Below are 19,178 nucleotides of genomic sequence, written 5' to 3' on the forward strand. Positions count from 1 at the left end.
CTGGTCGAAGGCACGTCGGGCTGCGTTGCCCATGGCGTGGACGCCGGGTACCTCGCGGGCGGCGATGCCGGAGATCTTCTGCACCACGGTGTCAGCGATCGAGGTCTTGCCCTGGTCCGTGTGCAGGCCCGAGGGCTGGGCTCCGGTCTTCTCCGCGCCCGTGCCAGTGCCGGCACCCGTGCCCGGGGCTGCTCGGGGAGCCTGGCCGTTCGAGGCGGGGCGGGTGAGGTTCTCGGTCATGGCTTTGCTCCTTCTGCTCGAGCGCAAGGCGCTCACTGTGGGGGTAGATCACCCGCGGTAAGCGGGCGCACAGAAGAAGTAGCTGACGGTGCGGGGGAACACGTGCTGCTGCTTCGGTACGCGCCCCCGCATAACCGTTGATGACTCGTTCCATACGCTACATCAAAGGTCAGAAACGGACAAGCTAGATAATCTAGCTATCAAATTTGTGACACAGCAGGCCGGGATCTGCAACGGTAGAGGCATGATGCGGGGGCGCAACATCTGGGTCCCCCATGCATTCATAGGGGCAGGACACCATGACAGACACCCAGAGGCAATCGGACAACACGCCTTCGCAGGAGCAGCTACGCCACGTCGACGATATGGTCGCGAAGCTTCGGGAGATGCGCCAGCTCACCAACAAGGCGTACCGAGAGCAGAGAGATACGCGGAATCTCAACGATAAAGACATGGCGGCGCTGGGTTACCTGTCCCAGGAATGGGGCGAGGGCAGGGAGGTGAGTCCGAAAGACATCGCCGCTCACCTCGGGCTGTCCTCGGCGACGACGACCTTGGTCCTGGATCGGCTTGAAGCCGATGGATACGTGACACGGCGGCCGAGTAGCACCGACCGTAGAGCCATACTGCTCAAGCCGTCATCTTCCATGCAGGAATGGACCGATCAGTACCCGGCCTCGCTGCTGCGAGCGAGCTTCCTCGACGTAGCAGCGGGCCTTGCCTGCGCGGACGTAGCGATCATCGAGCAGTACTTCGCCGCCGTCCTCGATGACGTCCGCCAGCGGCTCGCCTGAGCCCACAAACTCCTCGTGCCAAGAATGCACCGGTTCAATGACGTTGGCCCAGATTCCTGTCCTAGCTCCTCGTCGACTTGCCGCTCCGGCAACCGGCACTTTGAGCAGTCAGGACCTGTTGATGGGCCAGAGGAAGACTCCAACTGGTCAGGTCGCATATCGCTAGATTGTCTAGCTTTACATTTTGCTAGGTAACTGCGTAGGCTCAGCTCAGGTCAAGAAAGCGGCCATCATCGTCTTCAGGTGATCTTGAAGAGGTTCAAAGGTTCGGCTCATGTCTGTCTCTCCCTTGGCACCCTCCCCTCGCACAAGCATCCCCCTGGTTGCCCGCTCCATGTCCGAAGCCTCCGTTTCTGAACCTGTGGAGCATGTCCTTCACGCCGTTACCCCTACTGATCTCATTGGTCTGCCTTCTGGCGGGCTGGAGCAGGTGCAGCAGGTTGCACTTGGATGCAACGATGCGATAAAGGTCCCGTTTGATCTCACTGAGGAAACTAACCGGGATCTTCGTCGGTGGAGCAATGCCCTATACAAGGTCATCGACTCGGACTTCCCGCCCTATGGCGCATGCGATGACTATGAGCGGATAACAGCTGAGCTCGAGCGACGGACAGCCAAGCGTGCGCAGGCTTCACCATCGATGGTGCGGGAGAAGTTCCGCGACAACGCTCTGAGCCGCCGCTTCGAGCTGTTCCGCAACGGGTCCCTCGCCGGTTATGTCAGCTACACGATGCGGGCCGGAGCCCTGCGGTTGCACCGCACCGTCATCACTGAAGACTTCGAGAGAATGGGCATCGAGGGCATACTGACGCGTAACGTGATCCTCGTAGCCCACAAGCGCCGGCTCGCGGCCATTCCGTATTGTCCCGTCGTGCAAGGTTTCCTGCGGGAGAACCCGCAGTACCGGCAACTGATGCACGTGTCCTAGACCTGGGGGCCCGCTCTCCTGAACTGTCAGCTGAATGACGGGCGTGCCTGGTGTGGCGGTACAACAGGAGCCGCACCGGCCACGAAGCAACTGAGCAACCCGCACCACAACCTGCACGCACGCAATTCCACAGGTCGGCCCGTAGTAGACAGCTTCACCGTCTGTAGTGCCTAGTTAGTCCGACTGTTGACCGTCTTTGTCGAGTGCCCGCCCAGTAGCTCATCCAACTGACGTCCTGTGGTTGCTGCGTGATCCACTTGACAGGGGCCGCCCCAACTGGTCAAGCAGACGGCCAGCCGGGGCAGCCCCTCCGCCTAACCCCGCCCCCTCCGACAAACTCTCGTCACCGATCGATACGTCAACAAATAGGTACCCGCGAATCAAACTCCCATGGGTCAGCTCGCGTGAAGGGCTTCGGGTGCTGAAAGGAAAGGTGAAGGGCTTGTTGGCCAGTATGTATTCCATCGATGTGCCGCGGTGGAAGGGGCCGCTGCCGGAGGAGAGGACGGCCATGGTGGAATTGGCGTAGCTGTTCCACCAGTTCGCGAGTTCTGTCGTCGAGTTCGTGCGCAGTGCTTCCCATGCGGGGGCTGACCCACGCGGCGATCTTCTCTTTCCTCAGGCACGTGGCCATCAGTCGAGCGGTGCCGAATACGCGTTCGCGCTGCTTGCCGGGTAGCGACAAGATGGTGCCCATCGAGTCGGCTTCGAAAGTCAGGAAAGTGCCGTCATAGCGCGTCGTATCGGTAATTGTGCCAAAACCTACACTGTGAGCCATGAGCGCCGGTTTAAGCTTTCCCGTGACTGCAGACAGTAAGACTCGCTCGATCTTCAGTCGAATCCACGGATGATACTGCCGGTAGTCGTCGCCCGTCTTTCGAGTATTCGAGCTGCTAACTCGGGTGGGTGGCACTCGTGCTCGAGAAGGGTGGAGCTCGTAGCGTTGGCTCAGGGGTGGACAGCCCTGCCCGTTCTCGCGATGTGGTTGGTTGACACCCCTGGCAGCGTCTTTCTCTTGAGACCGGAAGCGACGATGCTGGTAGCTTCCCGTCCCCCAGCGCGGAAGCGACTGCTGGTAGGGGCGGCGGCGCCCGAAATCCTGTTGAGACCCAGGCTTCTAGGGCGCCGCCGACTCCTTACCTCAAGATGGCTTCCCTGAACCAAGACCACGGGGACGAAGGGAAGTGCGGGGATGTGTGTCGGGTAGGCTCACGCCATGGCCACCTCAAGGGATCAGACGTTGTCGATCGTGTATTCGAGCACCGCAACGCGTCCTCTAAATGATGCGGACCTCTCGGCCCTGCTGGCAATCAGCCGGCGAAATAATGCCCGCGCCGAGGTGACAGGGATGCTGTTGTATCGGGGCGGCCGTTTCCTTCAGGTGCTCGAGGGCCCCGAAGCAGGTGTACGCGACCGCTTCCTCGCCATTAAGACGGACACCCGCCACATGGATGTACAGGTCCTCGTCGAGGACCGGACCCAACACCGCCAGTTCCCTGACTGGACTATGGCCTACGAAGCCATCACCACGAGTGCCGGGCATGACATTCCCGGCTATGAAAAGTCCTTTGAGGACATCACCGAAGTCAGCCGTCGCGAAGAGGACCTCGACGACACGATTCAGACCGTTCGCGCACTGATCCGCTGGTTCCAGGAACGGGCCGTCCCTCTTCGATAGTCCTGCCCGCACCTGTAAAAGTGCTCCTGAAATTTACGCAGAAGGAGCCGCGCCGGTCTCTCGCCGAGAACCGCCAGGGCTTCGCGGCTACTGTCGATGGTTAGAGTCGTCTCGGCGTTGACGCCTTCAACCTCACCGTCAATTCCCCAGGGTTCGTCGGCCGGCCTGTCCAGAACGGACCGCCCACTGCTCCAGGACCGGTCAGTCATCGCCGTGTTCACGACGCGCTGCGCGCGGTGTCGAGCTTCCTGCACCAGCATCGTCAGGGTCATGAAAGCGGGGGCGTCGTCTCCCCGAAAGATCCGACGTGAGATGCGGCATCAATTCATCTCATTGAACGCACTGCAGCTAGTCGCGAAATGCGAAGACAGCTCCGCAGCAGATTTGTCCTTCTGTGTACCTGTACTTACCGCTGGCAGCTTGTACTCAGATAGAAGGAGGTGTCCTGCAGCTGGCTACGAGGCGTCGCCGACAGACCTTTGCGACGCTACGAGCAAGGGGCCGCAGGCACACCAGCACGAATCCCGCGTCCTATCACCAACGCCGATAAGAACTTCCGCTACCGCCCGCCCCGCACCCTGACTCTCTAACCGCTTAGAGCACCACCCTTCGCAGCAAGTTAGCCACGCCTGAAGTTGAGGGGTCGATCCTCGCCACTTGCGACGTAACGGGAGGTTATCGGCGAACTTGGTATACCGGCGAGAGGGGCCGTTGAGACGCAGTTCCTCGAGGTCATGTCCGGGCGTGGATGCCTCCTCGCGAACGGATACGCGTGGTCCGCGTCAGGGACTGCTTCCGGGCTCATTCGGTGGGTCGGATGTCCACGGCTGCGTCAGTCCGAGACGTATCGGACGACCTTTGCCGGTGACCCGACGACGATCGCGTTGTCAGGCACGTCCTTCGTCACGACCGCGGCAGCCGCCACGACGGCGTTCCGTCCGATGGTCACCCCTGGCAGGATCGTCGCATTCGCTCCGATCCACACATTGGCCCCGAGGACGATCGGCGCCGGGAGCAGGTCGGTACGGCGGCTGGGAGCGAGATCCTAGTTGAGCGTCGCGAAGACCACATTATGTCCGATGAGGCAGTCGTCCCCGATGGTGATCCCGCCCTGGTCCTGGAACATGCACCCGGCATTGATGAAGACCCGTCGTCCGATGGTGATGTTCCTGCCGAAGTCGGCGTGGATCGGAGGGAAGACAGTCACCGACTCGTCGACCGGTGTGCCGATCAGCCGGGACAGGAGCCGACGGACCTCTGCCGGGTCCTTCCACCCGCTGTTCAACTCCCCCGTGATGCGCAGGGCCTCCTGACTGGTCCGGTGCATCACCGCGTGGAGAGGTGAATCTCCCGGAATGGTTCTGCCGGCGTTCAGTTCGATCAGCAGGTCATCCAGTGTCACGTCGTCCTCTTCCGGTACCGGTCATGGATGGCCACGGTAACAGGCCACCCTGCGACCTCGCAGTCCCGTCTGCCCGCAGATTTGGCAGAAGCATGAAGTTGTCCGCGGTGGTGCCGCGCCAGTGCCACTCCCCTGCCGACGTGTGGACGGTGTCGCCGGGGTGGAGTTCGGTGAGGTCCTCGCCGCAGGTGTGCGGCGGATGCCGGACCGATGCGGGAATCGAGTTGCTCCCCCTGCGGGAGCGCGCCTATTTCCGGCCGGTGAGCAGAGTGCCCCGGATCGATGTGAGAGGCACGGCTCCAAAATCCCGGGAATCGATGGAGACGCCGCGGTTGTCGCCCAGCACGAAGACACTCCCGGTCGGCACCGTCACAGGGCCGAAATAGGTCGCGTCGATGCGGCTGTGGTCGACGAACGGCTCCGCTATCGCGACGTCGTCGACGTACAGTTCAGCATCACGGATGGCGACGGTCTGCCTCTCCCCTGCGATGACCCGCTTAATGACGGTCCGGCCGTCGAGTGGGTTGGTGAAAGCGACGACGACGCCGGGCCGGATCGAGTCCGCACCGGCGGAGGGTTTGTAGAGGAGCACCACGGCACCGGATGCGATGGTCGGTTCCATGCTGTCGGAGGACACGGTGACCGGTTCCAGGACCCATGCCCGCAGGGCAAGGACGAGGAGCAGGGGAATCAGTGCCACCACCAGGACGCGGGGTCGGCGTCTCTCCGCCGCTTCCGCCCCCGGCGACAGCTCCGGCGAACGCATCAGGATGGGGCGTCCCCTGTCCTGGGGCATTCCGTCGCCCGGCTCAGTCGTCGTCATCGTCCCATTCGGCTCGGGCCGCCGTCATGGGATCATTGGGGTCGTAGTCGGTCTCCTTCAGGCCCACGCGGAACTGGGCCATCATGTCGTGGTCCTCGTGCGGCAGGTTGTGGCAGTGCATCATGTAGACGCCGGCGTGGGGGGAGAATTTCATCAGGAGCCGGACGGTCTCGCCTTCACCCACGTACACGACGTCCTTCGGGCCACGCTCGTAGGAGAACGCTGCGCTCCCGTTGCGGCTGAGGATCTGGAAGTCGACCAAGTGGATGTGGAGGGGGTGGAACCACCCGCCCGAGCTGTTCTCGACCTCCCAGATCTCCACGGAGTCGACCGCCGGATCGGCGACGACCTTCTTGTACCCGCTGGCGATGACGTCCTGCCAGCTGTCATCGTTGATGGTCCACATATTGGTGACGTCGTTGCGCTTGACCCGGAACCTGCGGGTCCTCACCGACTGCGCGGCCGTCAGTGACATGGCTTCACTGCCGACCAAGGTCGTGGGGATGCGGTTCCAGGTCGGGTCGGTGGTGTCGACGGCTTCGTCGGTCACGTCGAACGCCATGATCTTCCCCGTGAAGTCGTAATCCACGTTGTTCTTGTTCGAGAGGTTGCGGAGCTCGATGCGCTGCCCCGTCCTGTACTTGCGGAAATCGATGAGGACCTCGTACCGCTCCGCGCCGGCATGGCGGTAGTTCGCCACGCTCTGTGCCTTCGGGATCAGGCCACCATCGGTCCCGACGATCACGAGGGGGTCCCCCGTGCTGAGCGTTGGTCGTAGGGAGCGTGAGATGGAGCAGTTGAGGATCCTGAAGCGGTACACGCGCTTCTGTACCTTCATGACGGGCCATGGCTTCCCGTTGACCAGGATCACGTCCCCCCACAGCCCGGAGTGGGTGTTGTCGTCGTAGCCCAGAGAACCGTTCTCGGCGAACATCGCGTCGCTGACGGTCAGGGCAACGTCGTACCGGCCCTGCGGCAGCAACTGGCGTTCTAGGGGATCGTGCATGTGGTACTGCGCGGCGAGGCCGGAGTACGCGTTCTGAGCGGTGAAGTGGACGCCGTGGTCGTGGTACCAGAGCGTGCGGGCCGGCTGGAAGTTGGGATACCGGTAGTCCTTGTAGAATCCCGGATTCGTGATGTCGCTGGCGTAGCCGTCGTACTGCGGGAGCGACGCGGACCCGTGCAGGTGGGTGGACGTGGACAGGGCGTGACCGTCCAGAGGGTGCTGGGCCGGCAGCTGGTTGCGGACCCTCACGACCGCCTTCGTGCCCTGGTCCAGGCTGATGGTCGGGCCCGGGAATATTCCGTTGTACCCGAGGATGGGCGTCGTCAGCCGCGGCAGGATCTGGGCCGTCGCGGCCTTCTCCGTCACCTGGTAGTAGTTGACGGGCAACCCGTCGGCCGGGTCGATCCCTGTCGTGTACGGCTGGAGGAACGGGGCCTGGACGAAGGGCACCTGGAACGGGCGCGGCATCTGGCTGTCGCTCAGCCGGCTCGCCGACTTGGCGTCCACCGACCCTGTCGGAAGTGTGGCGGCGCCTGCCCCGAGGACTCCGAGTCCCCCCAGCAGCAGAACCTGACGGCGTGTGGTTGACATTGCGTTCCCTTCGTTCAGTACGACGACTGTCCCGCACCCACGTTGGAGATACCTCGCGCCGGGCCTCCGATTACTTGGAGAAACCCTTGAATCCGCTGCAATGTCCCAAGGAACGGCACCTGCCGTGGCTTACAGGGTCCGGTGTCGGTGCAGGAGGACGAACCCGAGAACCGCTGAAGCGCCCGCGATGGCTTCTGCTCCTGCGGTCAGGCTCTTTTTCGCATACCACACGGGTTCGTACATCGACGGGATGAATCCGATGTCCGGGACCTGCACATACCGGTAGAGGACGACCGCGCCCAGCGCGGAGAGTGCCACCACTGCCGCGAGCGCGAACGCTGCTCGGCTCCCCCTCATGAGCACGTACAGTGCGGCGAGCATCGCGACGACGGCCTGGATCCGGAAGAGGGTGCCCCCGCCGATTCCTGCCGGTGCAGCCTGCTGGAACCCTGGTGCGAGTTGGAAATGGATGACGGCGCTGACGATCAGACCAGCACCGGCCAGGGTGCGTAGGGCGATCATCGGCAGGCGACGTCGCTCCGATCCCCCGGTGGTGGACTCCTGCCGCCTGGAGGGTGCACCTCGCCTGTTGCCGGACGGAGCTCCTGTCCCGCTCATCCGACGACCAGGGTTCCGGACATCGCGGGGTGGTAGACACAGATGACCGCGTACTCGCCGGCTTCGTCGGGTGCGGTGAACGTCGCCGTCCCACCGGCGGCGACATCGACGTCGAACCCGCCGTCGTCCTTCGCCGTGACCGTGTGCGGGGCGTCGTCCTCGTTGACGACGGTCACCGTGGTGCCGGGGGCGATGGCCTCGGGCATCACGTATTCGAAGTCCGCGATGGTGATCGTCGCTCCTTCGGTGGGCACAGTGTCCGCCGAGCCGGCGGGCGTCGGACCTGTGGCGGCCGGTGGTGCGGGCGCCGCGGCCTCGCTCGATGCGCCGGCCGCCGCCGTGGCGCGGGGCTCGGCGTCGAAGCCGCAGGCGGTGACGCCGATGAGCGCAGCGGCGACCATCAGGACCGACAGTCGGTGACGTGCTTTCATGGCATTTCTCCCAGTCGAAGGGGTGGGCTGTCCAGGCAGAGGGGACGTGGTCGTGGCGGGAGGCGGGAGGGACAGAAGTCGCCGGCAGCTCCGGGCCGGTTCTGCGAAGGAGAACCCGCAGCGGATGAGCTGCCCGACGACTTCCGGCACCCGACGGCCCCGCTGTCGCGAGGTGCCGCCGTCACCGCGGAGGATCTACTGGATCATCGTCCCGTCTGGAGCGACGACGTACCAGACGTCTCCGACAGCCTGTCCATTGGTGTCACCAGCGGCCAGGTCCTTGTTGAAGTAGTAGATCGGCATGCCGTTGATGGTCATCTGCAGTTCGCCCTCCGGGGTCTCGATGGTGCCGACGTCACCGGTGACACCCTCCACCTCCGGAGTGTCGGTCTCGCTGATCACCGGCGGCCAGGCGACGAGGCAGTCATCCGTACAGGCGCTGACCCCCGACTCGGCGACATCCTTGGTGAAGTAGTAGACCGACATGCCGTTGGCGTCGACCACGATCTCACCCAGGTCACTCGTGGCCACGCCCAGCGTCGTCGGACCGGTCGCCGCAGGCGCGCTGGCCGTTGCCTCGGTCGTCTCCGCCGCCTCCGTGGTCTCCGCCGCCTCGGGGGTCTCTGCCGGTGCCTCCGTGATTTCTGCCGCCACTGATTCGGTGGCTTCCTGGGCGGACCCGGAGCAACCGGTGAGAGCCAGCATGGTCAGTGCGACCCCAGCCAATGAAGTGGAAAGTTTCCTACCCATGAGTTCGATCCTCCTGATCATCCCGGCGGGGCCGGGCCCGATGGAGATGTCCTACTGCCACCCCCACTCAGGAGAACACTGCAACTCCATTCTTGGATAAACCTTTGGACGCCTCTGTCAAGCGGAAGCCCGATGAGCGTCGAGCTCCCAGCATGCATTTCGCCGTGCCAGGGATTCCGATGCTGGGATGTCTCTTCTTGTCGGGCGGATGAGCGAGTGCGGATCGATCGCGACCGCATTCCAAGGTTCTTGCACGACGAGGACCGCGCAGCCCTCCACGTCCCGTGCCGGTCGGGATGACGACTGCCTGCTACTCGCCCCGGTGGTGGCCCTCCCCCAGGGACAGCCCGGGTCCGCCCGGCACCTGCAGGGTCAGATCGATGGCTCGATCCGGCAGCTCGAACACGAGGACGGCGTCGATGGTCTCGCCCTGTCGAGCCGTCGAAGGAGCGGGAGAGGACCAGACCGATTCCCAGGTCTCCGCGCCGAGCGCAGAGACGGTGTACCGGGACGGGTCGAAGGACAGCCCGTCCTCCTCCATCGCCGTCAACTCCAGCAGGATACGGACACGATGACTCCCGTCAGTGGCCGGCTCAGCGAGCGCAGCGGACGGTGACGGAGGTGACCAGCCGTCGACCTCGGTCGGTAGGACTCCCTGGATGCGCCCCAGACCACCATCGACGGTGGCCGATGCGCCCAACAGGGCCGGAGGCGTCCGCGGCGCAGCCATCAGAACACTCGCGACCACCGCCCCCACAAGCAGGAGCAGGGCGACCGGGATGAGAAACCTGATGCGCCGGGGCGATGACGGGGAACGGGGCGGTGAGGCAGGACCGTGCAGCGGCGCGGGGCGGGACCGGGTTGTGGATACCATGCCCGCCAGTCTTCATCGGATTCCTAGGGAATCCCTAGGAATCGGCATTCCCCCTATCCGTCGGAGAGGACAGGCGACCCACCCGGGGTCCGACCTCGGCACGAATCGGGAAGGGGGCCAGCAGTATTTCCCCAAGGTGGTCGACCTAGCTTGTGTCCACGAGTGAACCCCTTACTCACGCAACGAGGATCAGTGAGGCCGTCATGAAATCTGCATTTCACGAAAAGGGACAGCCGAAGTCCCGCGTCCAGCATTACGGGCGGACCGCGGTTGTCGCGACGGTTTCCGCCGTCCTCGGCACCACGTCCCTTCTGGCGGTCCCCGCCGCCAACGCGGCCGTCCCGACCTTCCCGGACAACGTCGTGGTCTTCCCCGACCGTGATTTCGTCACCATCGAGGGCTACCAGGACTACGTAGGACAGACCGCCACGGTGGAGGTCCGCCGGCCCGGCGTCGGCATCGTAGGCTCCGCGAAGAGCGTCGTCGCCGCCGGTGACGTGGCTTTCGAGATCAACCACCTCGGCGGGGTGTGCTGGGGCGCGGGGACCGGACTCAATGTCACCCCTGACATCCTGCCCGGCGACAACGTCTCCATCACGTTCGCCGGCACCGAGGCAGGAACCACCACGGTCCAGGACGCCTTCGTCACGTCCGACTCCACCCTGGAAGGCAACACCCTGACCGTTCGGGGCCACGTCGGGTCGGGCGTCAACACGAGCCAGATGGAACAGCGGATCGTCGAGCCCGCGCTGAAGGACACCCCGGTCGGGCGCCGCGATGTCCGTGCGGCCCCGGGAGAACTCGCCCAGGAGGACGGCTACCAGTCCCGCCTCCAGTTCGGGCTGGACGGCCCGGACACCTTCACCGCCACCTACATCTTCGCCGACCGGGCGACGGCCGAGATCGCGGGAGACGCCGGCGGCGAGCGCGCGATGTCCTGGCAGGTGGAGGACGCCGACGCCAACCGGCAGGGCCTGACCATCGCCGAGTTCGGCGAGCTCGGCGGCCCCGGGATGGGCGGCTGCCCGAACGGACCCCTGCAGTCGGGCCCTGCAGGACCCACCAGCATCATCGCTGCGAAGGTCAGTGGCGACGTCAAGGTGAACTGGACCCCCGCTCAGGCCGTCCCCGGCACGCCGGCCATCACCGGTTACCGCGTCACAGCGGTCGCCAAGACCGTGTCCGGGAGCGAGCAGGTCGAATCCGGTGTGCGCATCAGCAACCCGAAGGCCTCCAGTACGACCATCCGGGGCCTGAAGGCCGATGAGGAGTACGACGTCTACGTGGCGTCCGTCAGCAGCGTCGGCGAGACCTTCCCGGCCAGCCACGCCATCCCGGCAGAGGACACCGACGCTCCGACCGTGACGGCCACGCCCAATGGTGGGACCTTCCCGACCGCGCAGAAGGTCACCCTGACAGCCAGTGAAGCAGGCAGCGACATCTACTACACCCTGGACGGCACGGACCCCGTCTCCGGCGGCGTGAGCGCCCCCCACGCGCTCCTGTACACCGACCCGATCGACGTCGCCCGCACCAGCACCGTCACGTTCGCCGCGATCGATCCCTCCGGGAACGTCTCCGAGAACGGGAACGTCACCTTCACCATCACCGACGATCCCGTACCGGCCGCTCCGGTCTTCACCGCAGCACCGAAGGCAGGGCAGGGAACAGCGGAAGTGTCCTGGGCAGCACCCGACGCCGGGGCACCGGGACTCACCATCGACGGCTACTCGGTCCAGGCCTACACCGCCGACGGTGTAGCCTTCGGCGCTCCCAGGACGGTCGCCGGGACTGTCACCACACTGGTCTACGACGGGCTGAACGGCGACACCGCCTACCAGTTCACCGTCAGGGCCACGAACATCAACGGCACCGGACCGGAATCGGCCAAGAGTGACCCGGTCACTGTGCAGGGCGCCCTGGTCGCCATCGCCGGACCGGATCAGACCGTCGCACGAGGCACCAGCGCCACGGCCGTCACCCTGGACGGCACCGGCTCCACCGCCACCGGCGCGACCTACCTCTGGGAGCAGGTCCTCACCGGACCCACCGATCCGGACAAGGTCACCCTGGACGCCGGCACGACCCTGAAGCCGACGTTCAGCCTGCCGGTCTACCGGACGCCGATGACCAACAGGCCGCTCACGTTCAAGCTGACGGTCACGGCGGGCGGAAGCACCAGGACCGACGAGGTCAAGGTGACTCCCGTTCCGGACAGGGTCACCATCGGCCTGGCCCAATGGAAGACGGGCGACCTGCGCATCGGAGGCACGAGCAACGTCGTCGGCGGGACGATCACCGTCCGGGTCGGCGGCCCCACCGGCCGGATCCTGGGGACAGCCCCTGTCACCGCTGCAGTCGCTCCGGAGACCGGTGGCGTCTACAGCCTGCGGCTGCGCAATGCCGCTGCAGGCACCACGAACCCGGGCAGCGTGTGGATCGAGTCCACGGTGGGAGGTACCGCCGGTCCGACGACCGTCGCGAACAGGTAGACCGGTGGGATAGACCATCGACCGTCCACCACCGGGGTCCGGTTGCTCCCGCAGTCTGCGGGCAGCAGCCGGACCCCGGTGCGTCGTCCTCGAGGTGGCGCCCGAAAGTTCCCAGACTGCGAGCGCGGAGCGGACCGGCACGACCTCCGCCACGAAGGTCGGAGACCCTTGCCGCCGGCCCCCACTGCAACGACCGTCCGGGGCGGGTGCACCGTGAGGAGGCCTGGATCCGGCAACGGGCCGGAGGATCACGGGAGGCACCGGGGCGCCCGGCCGGGAAACCACCAGCCCGGCACAGAGGCACGGGCGGGACAGGCACCTCCGGGTCGAACGGTCGGGAGCGGGAGTCAGGTGGCCGGCAGCCGGGCCGCGCCCTGGCTCGGGGATCTGGCGGGACGCCTGCGCGCGCGGCGGACTCCAGGCGCCGTTCCACCGAATGCCGCGGTGACGCAGGTTCCGACCCCGAGCGTCGAGGTGATGTCGAGGGAGCCGCCCGCCTGCCGGATGGTGTCGCCGAGGATCCTCAGGCCGAAGTGGCCTTCCGGGCGGGCCTCGTCCGTATCGAAGCCGACTCCGTCGTCCGACACCGTGATCTCTGTCCGCTGGCTGGACTGCCGGATCCGGATCTCCACCGATTGTGCCGACGAATGCCTGGTCGCGTTGACCAGGGCTTCGCGCGCCACCCGGTAGACCAGGACCGTCTGATCCCGGTCCAGCACCAGCTCGTCCGAGATCTCGACCAGAAAGGCGATCCCGCGCTCCACCAGGGGCGTCTCCAGCCTCATGAGGGAGGCCTTCAGCCCCAGTTCTTCGAGGTCCGGCGGGTAGAGTTCCGTGGTCATGGCACGTAGGAGACGGACGTCGTTCTGCAGCATGGTGCGGGCGTTCGTGAAGACGGGGCCCATCGACGGCGGGCCCCGGCGTTCCTCCGATTCCAGGGCGTACGCGAGTCCGGACAGGTCCTGGATCACTTCGTCGTGGAGTTCACTGGCGATCTGCCGGCGCTCCTGGTCGGAGGCCTCTATCGCGCAGCGCAGCAACGCGGTGCGCGTCGCCTGGTGGTCCTGGATCCTGCGGGCCAGGCGCACGGCCGGGATGAGTTGCGCCAGTTGCAGGACCGCCAGGGACAGCAGGGTCGGCGGGATCATCCCCATGAGCACTGCGTACTGCTCACGGCGCACCGCCTCCCCGGAGGAGTAGGTCTCGAAGATCATCGGGTCACCGGTCTGCGAGGTCGAGCGCACATAGACCTCCACGAGTTCACCCGAACCGTCCTCGAACTCGTTCTCCTCCCCGGTCTGGGATTCCAGCGTGGCAGTCGCCGGCCCGCCGTCGAGCAGCAGGCGTGCCCATTCCTCCTGCTCGAAATCCCGTCCGATGAGCGATTCGGCGTCCGAGTAGACCACCCTGCCCTGCTCGTCCCACACCTTGATCCTCGTCACATTGCCGTTGGCAAGCCAGGGCGCCAGTCGCCGGTCGAGCCGTTCCAGCGCGACGGGATCCCGGGCGAGGAGCTCACGGGTGATCAGGGGCCCGACCACGTTGTCGGCCAGACGCTGGGTCATGTCCCGGGCATTCATGAGAGCGTGGCGTTCCGCCTCGGCACGGATCCAGAAGGCCACGGGGGTCGCGACGAGGACGAGCGCCAGGAAGCCGACCGTGAGGAAGCGCGCGACGGCGGACTGCACCTCGCGTCGTTCGACGACGCCAGGGGCTCTCGTCCCGTCGTCGTCGGCCCTGCCGGGGCGGAGCACGCGCACGGCTTCGGGTGCCCGGCTATCTACCGGCGGGATCCGGGGCGGAGCCCGTCATGCTGCCGAGCCGCGCAACCAGCGACGGGTGCACGATCATGTTGCCCGGGCGGGCATGCCGCAGGGTGTCGAGCATGACTCCCAGGGCGCCGTCCTTCGGCAGGAACCCGCAGATTCCCATGCGGGCGGCTTCGCGCAGCGCTTCCTGGGACGGGTTGCCCGTCAGCATGACGATCCGCGCCGCCGGTGTTTCGGCGAGGATGCGCTCGGCTGCGTTGAGTCCGGAGCCGTCCGCGAGGTACAGGTCCATGACGACGACGTCGGGCCGCAGTTCCCGGAACATCGACGCAGCCGAATCCACCGATGTCGCAGCCCCCACGCTCGTGAGGTCGGGTTCGCGGTCCAACGCACCCGCCAGCAGGTCCGAGAAGGTCGTGTGATCGTCGACGATGAGGATCCGCAGGCGTCCCGTCTCCTGCCGGGTGGCCGGCGGTGCGTCGGGGTGGTTCTCCGCCGTCGGATGGACGGGTGCAGGGCGTGCCGGCGGCCCGCTGGACGGCGCAGTGCTCGTCAGCAGCCTGGCGTGTGCCTCCTTGAGGAGTCCCGTGGGTGCGCAGCCCAGTTCCTCGTCCATGATCCGGCGGCATCGATCGAAGGCCCGCAACGCTTCCGTGTTCTCCCCGTTCTGCTCCAGAGAAAGGACCAGCGTGGTCCATGCCCGTTCGTTGAGCGAGTCCTCCCGTGCGGCGGCACCGCTCCAGGCGATCGCCTTGCCCACCTCGCCCACGAGGAGCGCCGACTCCGCGGCCAGCACGCGGGCACGGCCCACCCGCTCCGCATGCAGGGCCCGCTCCTCTTCGGCCCAGCCCGGCAGCAGCTCGTCCCCGAGCAGCGGAGATGCTGCCAGTTCGAGGGCTTCGGTGAGCAGTTCCAGCGCTGCATGGGGCGCTGCCACGGCGGCCTGCTCGGTCAACGTCGTGAAGCGCTCCAGATCGAGGTCCACCATCGTCCGGTCGATCACGTAGCCGCCCGTGACCGTCCGCAGGGGACCCGTCCGGCCGGCTCCTGGTTGCAGGCGCCGTCGGAGGACGCTGACATAGCTCTCGAGGGTCGGCAGGGCGACGGCCGGATGATTGCCGTTCCACAGCAGATCGATGATGCGGGTCTTCGACACCGCCGATCCGAAGTTGAGCAGGAGGATCTCGAGCACCTGACGTGGCTTGGGGCCACCGAGATCGCCTGCCGTGAGCTCTACGTCTCCGCGGCGGATGGTCAGCGGGCCCAGCACCGAGATCTCGAGCGTGGGCGACTCTGCGGCGGCCTCCGGAACATGATTGGAAACGCCTGGTTCCTTCGCCAGCTCCAAGGTGATCACAATGTCCTCCCCCAGCTCGTTGAGTACTATGCCTCCATTGAAGGGGAGGGAGAACCGGACCGACACGAGTGGTGGCTACGCATTACGCGGGTCCGGCTACCCGCATTCGGAGTGCTCGCCGGCGGCAGCACATCCCGGCGTCGCCGCCCTGCCCCGCCTGCTCGCTACCCGCCCGGAACCCCGTCCGGCCACCTCGGGCGCGACCTCGTTCACCCGGCCGGACGGCCCACGTACTCGGCGAGGTGCCGTCCGGTGAGCGTCGCCCGGGAAGCGACGAGTTCTGCCGGCGTTCCTTCGAAGACCACCTTCCCGCCGTCGTGCCCCGCTCCGGGTCCGATGTCGATGATCCAGTCCGCGTGCGCCATCACCGCCTGATGGTGCTCGATGACGAGAACGGACTTGCCGGCGTCGACCAGGCGGTCCAGCAGGCCCAGCAGATTCTCGACGTCGGCCAGGTGCAGGCCTGCCGTGGGTTCGTCGAGGACCAGGATGCCGCCCTTCTCCCCCATGTGGGTGGCGAGCTTGAGGCGCTGGCGCTCGCCGCCGGACAGCGTGGTCAGGGGCTGGCCGAGGCTCAGGTACCCGAGCCCGACGTCGGAGAGCCGGCTGAGGATGGCATGGGCGGCGGGCACCCTGGCCTCGCCGGCCCGGAAGAACTCGGTGGCCTCGGTGACGGGCATCGCCAGGACCTCGCTGATGTCCTTCCCGCCGAGCGTGTACTCGAGCACCTCGGCCAGGAACCGCTTGCCGCCGCAGACCTCGCAGGTGGTCGCGACGCCGGCCATCATGGCGAGGTCCGTGAAGATGACGCCTGCGCCGTTGCAGGTGGGGCAGGCGCCCTCGGAGTTCGCGCTGAACAGGGCCGGCTTGACGCCGTTTGCCTTCGCGAACGCCTTCCGGATGGGCTCCAGCATGCCGGTGTACGTGGCGGGGTTGCTGCGGCGTGAGCCCTTGATGGCCGTCTGGTCCACCGCGACGACGCCGTCCCTGCCGGACACGGAGCCGTGGATCAGTGAGCTCTTGCCCGAGCCCGCCACGCCCGTGACCACGCACAGCACGCCCAGGGGTATGTCGACGTCGACGTCCTGCACGTTGTGCGACGTCGCTCCCCTGATCTCCAGTGCGCCGTTGCGGGCGCGCACGCTCTCCTTGAGCGAGGCGCGGTCGTCGAGGTGCCGGCCCGTGAGCGTCCCGCTGTGGCGCAGGCCCTCGACGGAACCCTCGAAGCAGACCGTGCCGCCGGCGGTCCCGGCGCCCGGACCGAGGTCGACGACGTGGTCGGCGATCTCGATCATCTCCGGCTTGTGCTCGACGACCAGCACGGTGTTGCCCTTGTCCCGCAGGCGCAGGAGCAGGTCGTTCATGCGCTGGATGTCGTGCGGATGCAGGCCGATCGTGGGCTCGTCGAAGACGTAGGTGATGTCGGTGAGCGACGAACCGAGGTGGCGGATCATCTTGGTGCGCTGGGACTCGCCGCCGGACAGCGTCCCGGACGGGCGGTCGAGACTGAGGTAGCCGAGCCCGATCTCGACGAACGAGTCGAGGGTCTCCCCCAGCGCCGTCAGGAGTGGCGCCACCGAGGGTTCGTGGAGGTCCCGTACCCAGGCGGCGAGATCGCTGATCTGCAGGGCGCACGCGTCGGCGATGCTGAGCCCGGCGATCTTGGAGGAGCGCGCGGCCTCGCTCAGTCGGGTGCCGTCGCACTCGGGGCAGGTGGTGAACGTGACGGCCCGGTCGACGAAGGCGCGGATGTGCGGCTGCATCGCCTCGCGATCCTTGGAGAGCATCGACTTCTGGATCTTGGGTACCAGGCCCTCGTACGTGATGTTGATGCCGTCGACCTTGATCTTGGTCGGTTCCTTGTGGAGCAGGTCCTGCAGCTCACGCTTCGTGAAGTCGCGGATGGGCTTGTCGGCATCGAAGAAGCCGCAGCCGCCGAAGATCCGGCCGTACCATCCGTCCATGCTGTAGCCGGGGATGGTCAGCGCGCCCCCGTTCAGGGACTTCGTGTCGTCGTAGAGCTGGGTGAGGTCCATGTCCGTCACCGCGCCCATGCCTTCGCACCGTGGGCACATGCCGCCGGTGACGGTGAAGCTGCGCCGCTCCTTCACCGTGGTGCCGCCACGCTCGAGGGTCACCGCGCCGGCACCGCTGATCGAGGCGACGTTGAACGAGAAGGCCTGCGGAGACCCGATCCGGGGGTTCCCCAGCCGGGAGAAGACGATGCGCAGCATCGCATTGACATCGGTGGCGGTACCCACGGTCGACCGGGGATTGGCGCCCATGCGTTCCTGGTCCACGATGATCGCCGTCGTCAGCCCTTCGAGGACGTCCACCTCGGGGCGCGCGAGCGTCGGCATGAAGCCCTGCAGGAAGGCGCTGTAGGTCTCGTTGATCATGCGCTGCGACTCGGCGGCGATGGTGTTGAAGACGAGGGAACTCTTGCCGGAGCCGGAGACGCCCGTGAAGACGGAGAGGCGGCGTTTCGGGATGTCGATCGAGACGTCCCTCAGGTTGTTCTCGCGCGCCCCCTGCACCCGGATGAGGTCGTGCGTGTCGGCTGTGTGGAGCTGGGGCTGCTGGACGTCCGTGGTGGCCGTGGTCATCGTGTCTCCATCGTTCGGGGGCCGCTTCCGCCGGTGGTCTGCCGGGAGCCGCGGCACAGGGACCAGCCGCGGGCAGCACGTCTGATTGTCCGTCGTCGATGCGGAACCGGCAATGGGGTGGGCACCCGTTGCTGTCCGCGATCGTGCTTTGCTGGTGGGATGAGTACCGATACCTCACGCAACCAGGTCCGGCCCGGGCTCCCGGCCGGAGCCCTCCGCGAGCAGGTCGAGGCCGTCCTGTCGGTGGACCTGCCCCGGATCGTGGCCGCGGGCGACCCGGTGCTGCGCCGGCCGGCGGTCGACGTCGACGGACAGCTCGACGACGACACCCTGGGCCGGCTCATCGCCACGATGCGCCGCGTGATGCACGCCGCGCCCGGAGTGGGTCTCGCCGCCCCGCAGATCGGCATCCCCCTGCGGATCGCAGTCCTCGAGGACGAGGGCGTCCAGGACCCGGTGGTCGCCCAGGCCCGTTCCCGCACCCCCCTGCCGTTCACCGTGCTCATCAATCCCGCCTACGAGGCCGTGGACCACTCCCTGCACGCGTTCTACGAGGGCTGCCTGTCGGTGCCCGGCTACCAGGCCGTCGTCGAGCGCCATGCCCGTATCACGGCCACCTACACGCAGCCGGACGGCGTCACGGTCACCGCCGGGTTCGAGGGCTGGCCCGCGCGCATCGTGCAGCACGAGACGGACCACCTGGACGGCCGGCTCTACCTGGATCGGGCGATCATCCGATCCCTCAGTGCGAACTCGGAGCACGGCCGCTGGGCGCAGCCGACCGTCGACGACGCGCGGCGGGGCCTCGGCTTCTGAGGC

The 19,178-nt window shown here is 66.4% G+C and carries 18 protein-coding genes; 5 read left to right on the forward strand and 13 right to left on the reverse strand.

Annotation, left to right across the window (positions count from 1 at the left end):
• On the reverse strand, positions 1-240 hold a 240-nt coding region (locus ACX80L_RS16245), incomplete at its 3' end, for an Asp23/Gls24 family envelope stress response protein (protein ID WP_459291024.1).
• A 299-nt stretch (positions 241-539) separates the two neighbouring features.
• On the opposite strand from ACX80L_RS16245, the gene ACX80L_RS16250 reads away from it, so the two are divergent.
• Together ACX80L_RS16250 and ACX80L_RS16255 are read left to right on the forward strand one after the other, a co-directional pair.
• The gene (locus ACX80L_RS16250) at positions 540-1,034 is read left to right on the forward strand and encodes a MarR family winged helix-turn-helix transcriptional regulator (RefSeq protein ID WP_459291026.1); all 495 of its coding nucleotides are present in this window, start codon (positions 540-542) and stop codon (positions 1,032-1,034) included.
• A gap of 334 nt (positions 1,035-1,368) precedes the next feature.
• On the forward strand, positions 1,369-1,962 hold the full coding sequence (locus tag ACX80L_RS16255) for a GNAT family N-acetyltransferase (RefSeq protein ID WP_459291028.1): 594 nt from the start codon (positions 1,369-1,371) through the stop codon (positions 1,960-1,962).
• Between the two features lie 219 nt (positions 1,963-2,181).
• Here the strand turns inward: ACX80L_RS16255 and ACX80L_RS16260 are convergent, their stop codons facing one another.
• Positions 2,182-2,535, reverse strand: coding sequence for a hypothetical protein (locus ACX80L_RS16260; RefSeq protein ID WP_459291151.1), 354 nt, complete (start codon positions 2,533-2,535; stop codon positions 2,182-2,184).
• A 643-nt stretch (positions 2,536-3,178) separates the two neighbouring features.
• On the opposite strand from ACX80L_RS16260, the gene ACX80L_RS16265 reads away from it, so the two are divergent.
• Positions 3,179-3,640: a BLUF domain-containing protein gene (locus ACX80L_RS16265; RefSeq protein ID WP_459291030.1), complete on the forward strand. Its 462-nt coding sequence runs from the start codon at positions 3,179-3,181 to the stop codon at positions 3,638-3,640.
• 832 nt (positions 3,641-4,472) lie between these two features.
• Here ACX80L_RS16265 and ACX80L_RS16270 read toward each other — a convergent pair.
• From ACX80L_RS16270 to ACX80L_RS16305, 8 genes are all read right to left on the reverse strand, one after another.
• On the reverse strand, positions 4,473-4,658 hold the full coding sequence (locus ACX80L_RS16270) for a DapH/DapD/GlmU-related protein (RefSeq protein WP_459291152.1): 186 nt from the start codon (positions 4,656-4,658) through the stop codon (positions 4,473-4,475).
• A 27-nt stretch (positions 4,659-4,685) separates the two neighbouring features.
• Positions 4,686-5,042: an LbetaH domain-containing protein gene (locus tag ACX80L_RS16275; RefSeq protein ID WP_459291032.1), complete on the reverse strand. Its 357-nt coding sequence runs from the start codon at positions 5,040-5,042 to the stop codon at positions 4,686-4,688.
• 247 nt (positions 5,043-5,289) lie between these two features.
• Entirely contained in the window at positions 5,290-5,865 is a 576-nt protein-coding gene (gene lepB / locus ACX80L_RS16280; RefSeq protein ID WP_459291034.1) for a signal peptidase I, read from the reverse strand.
• Complete coding sequence (locus ACX80L_RS16285) at positions 5,852-7,462, reverse strand: multicopper oxidase family protein (RefSeq protein WP_208740050.1); 1,611 nt, start codon at positions 7,460-7,462, stop codon at positions 5,852-5,854. Before ACX80L_RS16285 ends, lepB begins: the two co-directional genes overlap by 14 nt.
• Before the next feature lie 129 nt (positions 7,463-7,591).
• A complete protein-coding gene (locus ACX80L_RS16290) occupies positions 7,592-7,984 on the reverse strand; it encodes a hypothetical protein (RefSeq protein ID WP_459291036.1) in 393 nt (130 codons plus the stop codon).
• A gap of 92 nt (positions 7,985-8,076) precedes the next feature.
• Positions 8,077-8,511, reverse strand: coding sequence for a cupredoxin domain-containing protein (locus ACX80L_RS16295; protein WP_459291038.1), 435 nt, complete (start codon positions 8,509-8,511; stop codon positions 8,077-8,079).
• Between the two features lie 195 nt (positions 8,512-8,706).
• Positions 8,707-9,165: a COG4315 family predicted lipoprotein gene (locus tag ACX80L_RS16300; protein WP_459291040.1), complete on the reverse strand. Its 459-nt coding sequence runs from the start codon at positions 9,163-9,165 to the stop codon at positions 8,707-8,709.
• Between the two features lie 406 nt (positions 9,166-9,571).
• Positions 9,572-10,135 (reverse strand): hypothetical protein, encoded by a 564-nt coding sequence (locus tag ACX80L_RS16305; protein WP_459291042.1) that lies wholly within the window; start codon positions 10,133-10,135, stop codon positions 9,572-9,574.
• Positions 10,136-10,338: 203 nt separating this feature from the next.
• Here ACX80L_RS16305 and ACX80L_RS16310 point away from each other — a divergent pair, with 203 nt between their 5' ends.
• Positions 10,339-12,627 (forward strand): fibronectin type III domain-containing protein, encoded by a 2,289-nt coding sequence (locus ACX80L_RS16310; protein WP_459291044.1) that lies wholly within the window; start codon positions 10,339-10,341, stop codon positions 12,625-12,627.
• A 347-nt stretch (positions 12,628-12,974) separates the two neighbouring features.
• Here ACX80L_RS16310 and ACX80L_RS16315 read toward each other — a convergent pair whose 3' ends face one another.
• The 3 genes from ACX80L_RS16315 to ACX80L_RS16325 all read right to left on the reverse strand — a co-directional run bounded on the left by ACX80L_RS16315 (position 12,975) and on the right by ACX80L_RS16325 (position 18,359).
• Positions 12,975-14,381: a sensor histidine kinase gene (locus ACX80L_RS16315; RefSeq protein WP_459291045.1), complete on the reverse strand. Its 1,407-nt coding sequence runs from the start codon at positions 14,379-14,381 to the stop codon at positions 12,975-12,977.
• A 22-nt stretch (positions 14,382-14,403) separates the two neighbouring features.
• Entirely contained in the window at positions 14,404-15,753 is a 1,350-nt protein-coding gene (locus ACX80L_RS16320) for a response regulator (protein WP_459291047.1), read from the reverse strand.
• A gap of 209 nt (positions 15,754-15,962) precedes the next feature.
• Positions 15,963-18,359: an ATP-binding cassette domain-containing protein gene (locus tag ACX80L_RS16325; RefSeq protein WP_459291049.1), complete on the reverse strand. Its 2,397-nt coding sequence runs from the start codon at positions 18,357-18,359 to the stop codon at positions 15,963-15,965.
• Between the two features lie 159 nt (positions 18,360-18,518).
• On the opposite strand from ACX80L_RS16325, the gene ACX80L_RS16330 reads away from it, so the two are divergent.
• Positions 18,519-19,175 (forward strand): peptide deformylase, encoded by a 657-nt coding sequence (locus tag ACX80L_RS16330; protein ID WP_459291051.1) that lies wholly within the window; start codon positions 18,519-18,521, stop codon positions 19,173-19,175.
• The last annotated feature ends 3 nt before the right edge of the window (positions 19,176-19,178 follow it).

The sequence above is a fragment of the Arthrobacter sp. MDT1-48-3 genome (genome assembly GCF_054511015.1).

What these genes read in the sequence shown, in the direction of transcription:
- ACX80L_RS16250 (WP_459291026.1), top strand. Translation starts at nt 540, where the DNA reads ATGACAGACACCCAGAGGCAATCGGACAACACGCCTTCGCAGGAGCAG.
- ACX80L_RS16255 (WP_459291028.1), top strand. Translation starts at nt 1,369, where the DNA reads ATGTCCGAAGCCTCCGTTTCTGAACCTGTGGAGCATGTCCTTCACGCC.
- ACX80L_RS16265 (WP_459291030.1), top strand. Translation starts at nt 3,179, where the DNA reads ATGGCCACCTCAAGGGATCAGACGTTGTCGATCGTGTATTCGAGCACC.
- lepB (WP_459291034.1), bottom strand. Translation starts at nt 5,865, where the DNA reads ATGACGACGACTGAGCCGGGCGACGGAATGCCCCAGGACAGGGGACGC.
- ACX80L_RS16285 (WP_208740050.1), bottom strand. Translation starts at nt 7,462, where the DNA reads ATGTCAACCACACGCCGTCAGGTTCTGCTGCTGGGGGGACTCGGAGTC.
- ACX80L_RS16290 (WP_459291036.1), bottom strand. Translation starts at nt 7,984, where the DNA reads ATGATCGCCCTACGCACCCTGGCCGGTGCTGGTCTGATCGTCAGCGCC.
- ACX80L_RS16295 (WP_459291038.1), bottom strand. Translation starts at nt 8,511, where the DNA reads ATGAAAGCACGTCACCGACTGTCGGTCCTGATGGTCGCCGCTGCGCTC.
- ACX80L_RS16305 (WP_459291042.1), bottom strand. Translation starts at nt 10,135, where the DNA reads ATGGTATCCACAACCCGGTCCCGCCCCGCGCCGCTGCACGGTCCTGCC.
- ACX80L_RS16310 (WP_459291044.1), top strand. Translation starts at nt 10,339, where the DNA reads ATGAAATCTGCATTTCACGAAAAGGGACAGCCGAAGTCCCGCGTCCAG.
- ACX80L_RS16325 (WP_459291049.1), bottom strand. Translation starts at nt 18,359, where the DNA reads ATGACCACGGCCACCACGGACGTCCAGCAGCCCCAGCTCCACACAGCC.
- ACX80L_RS16330 (WP_459291051.1), top strand. Translation starts at nt 18,519, where the DNA reads ATGAGTACCGATACCTCACGCAACCAGGTCCGGCCCGGGCTCCCGGCC.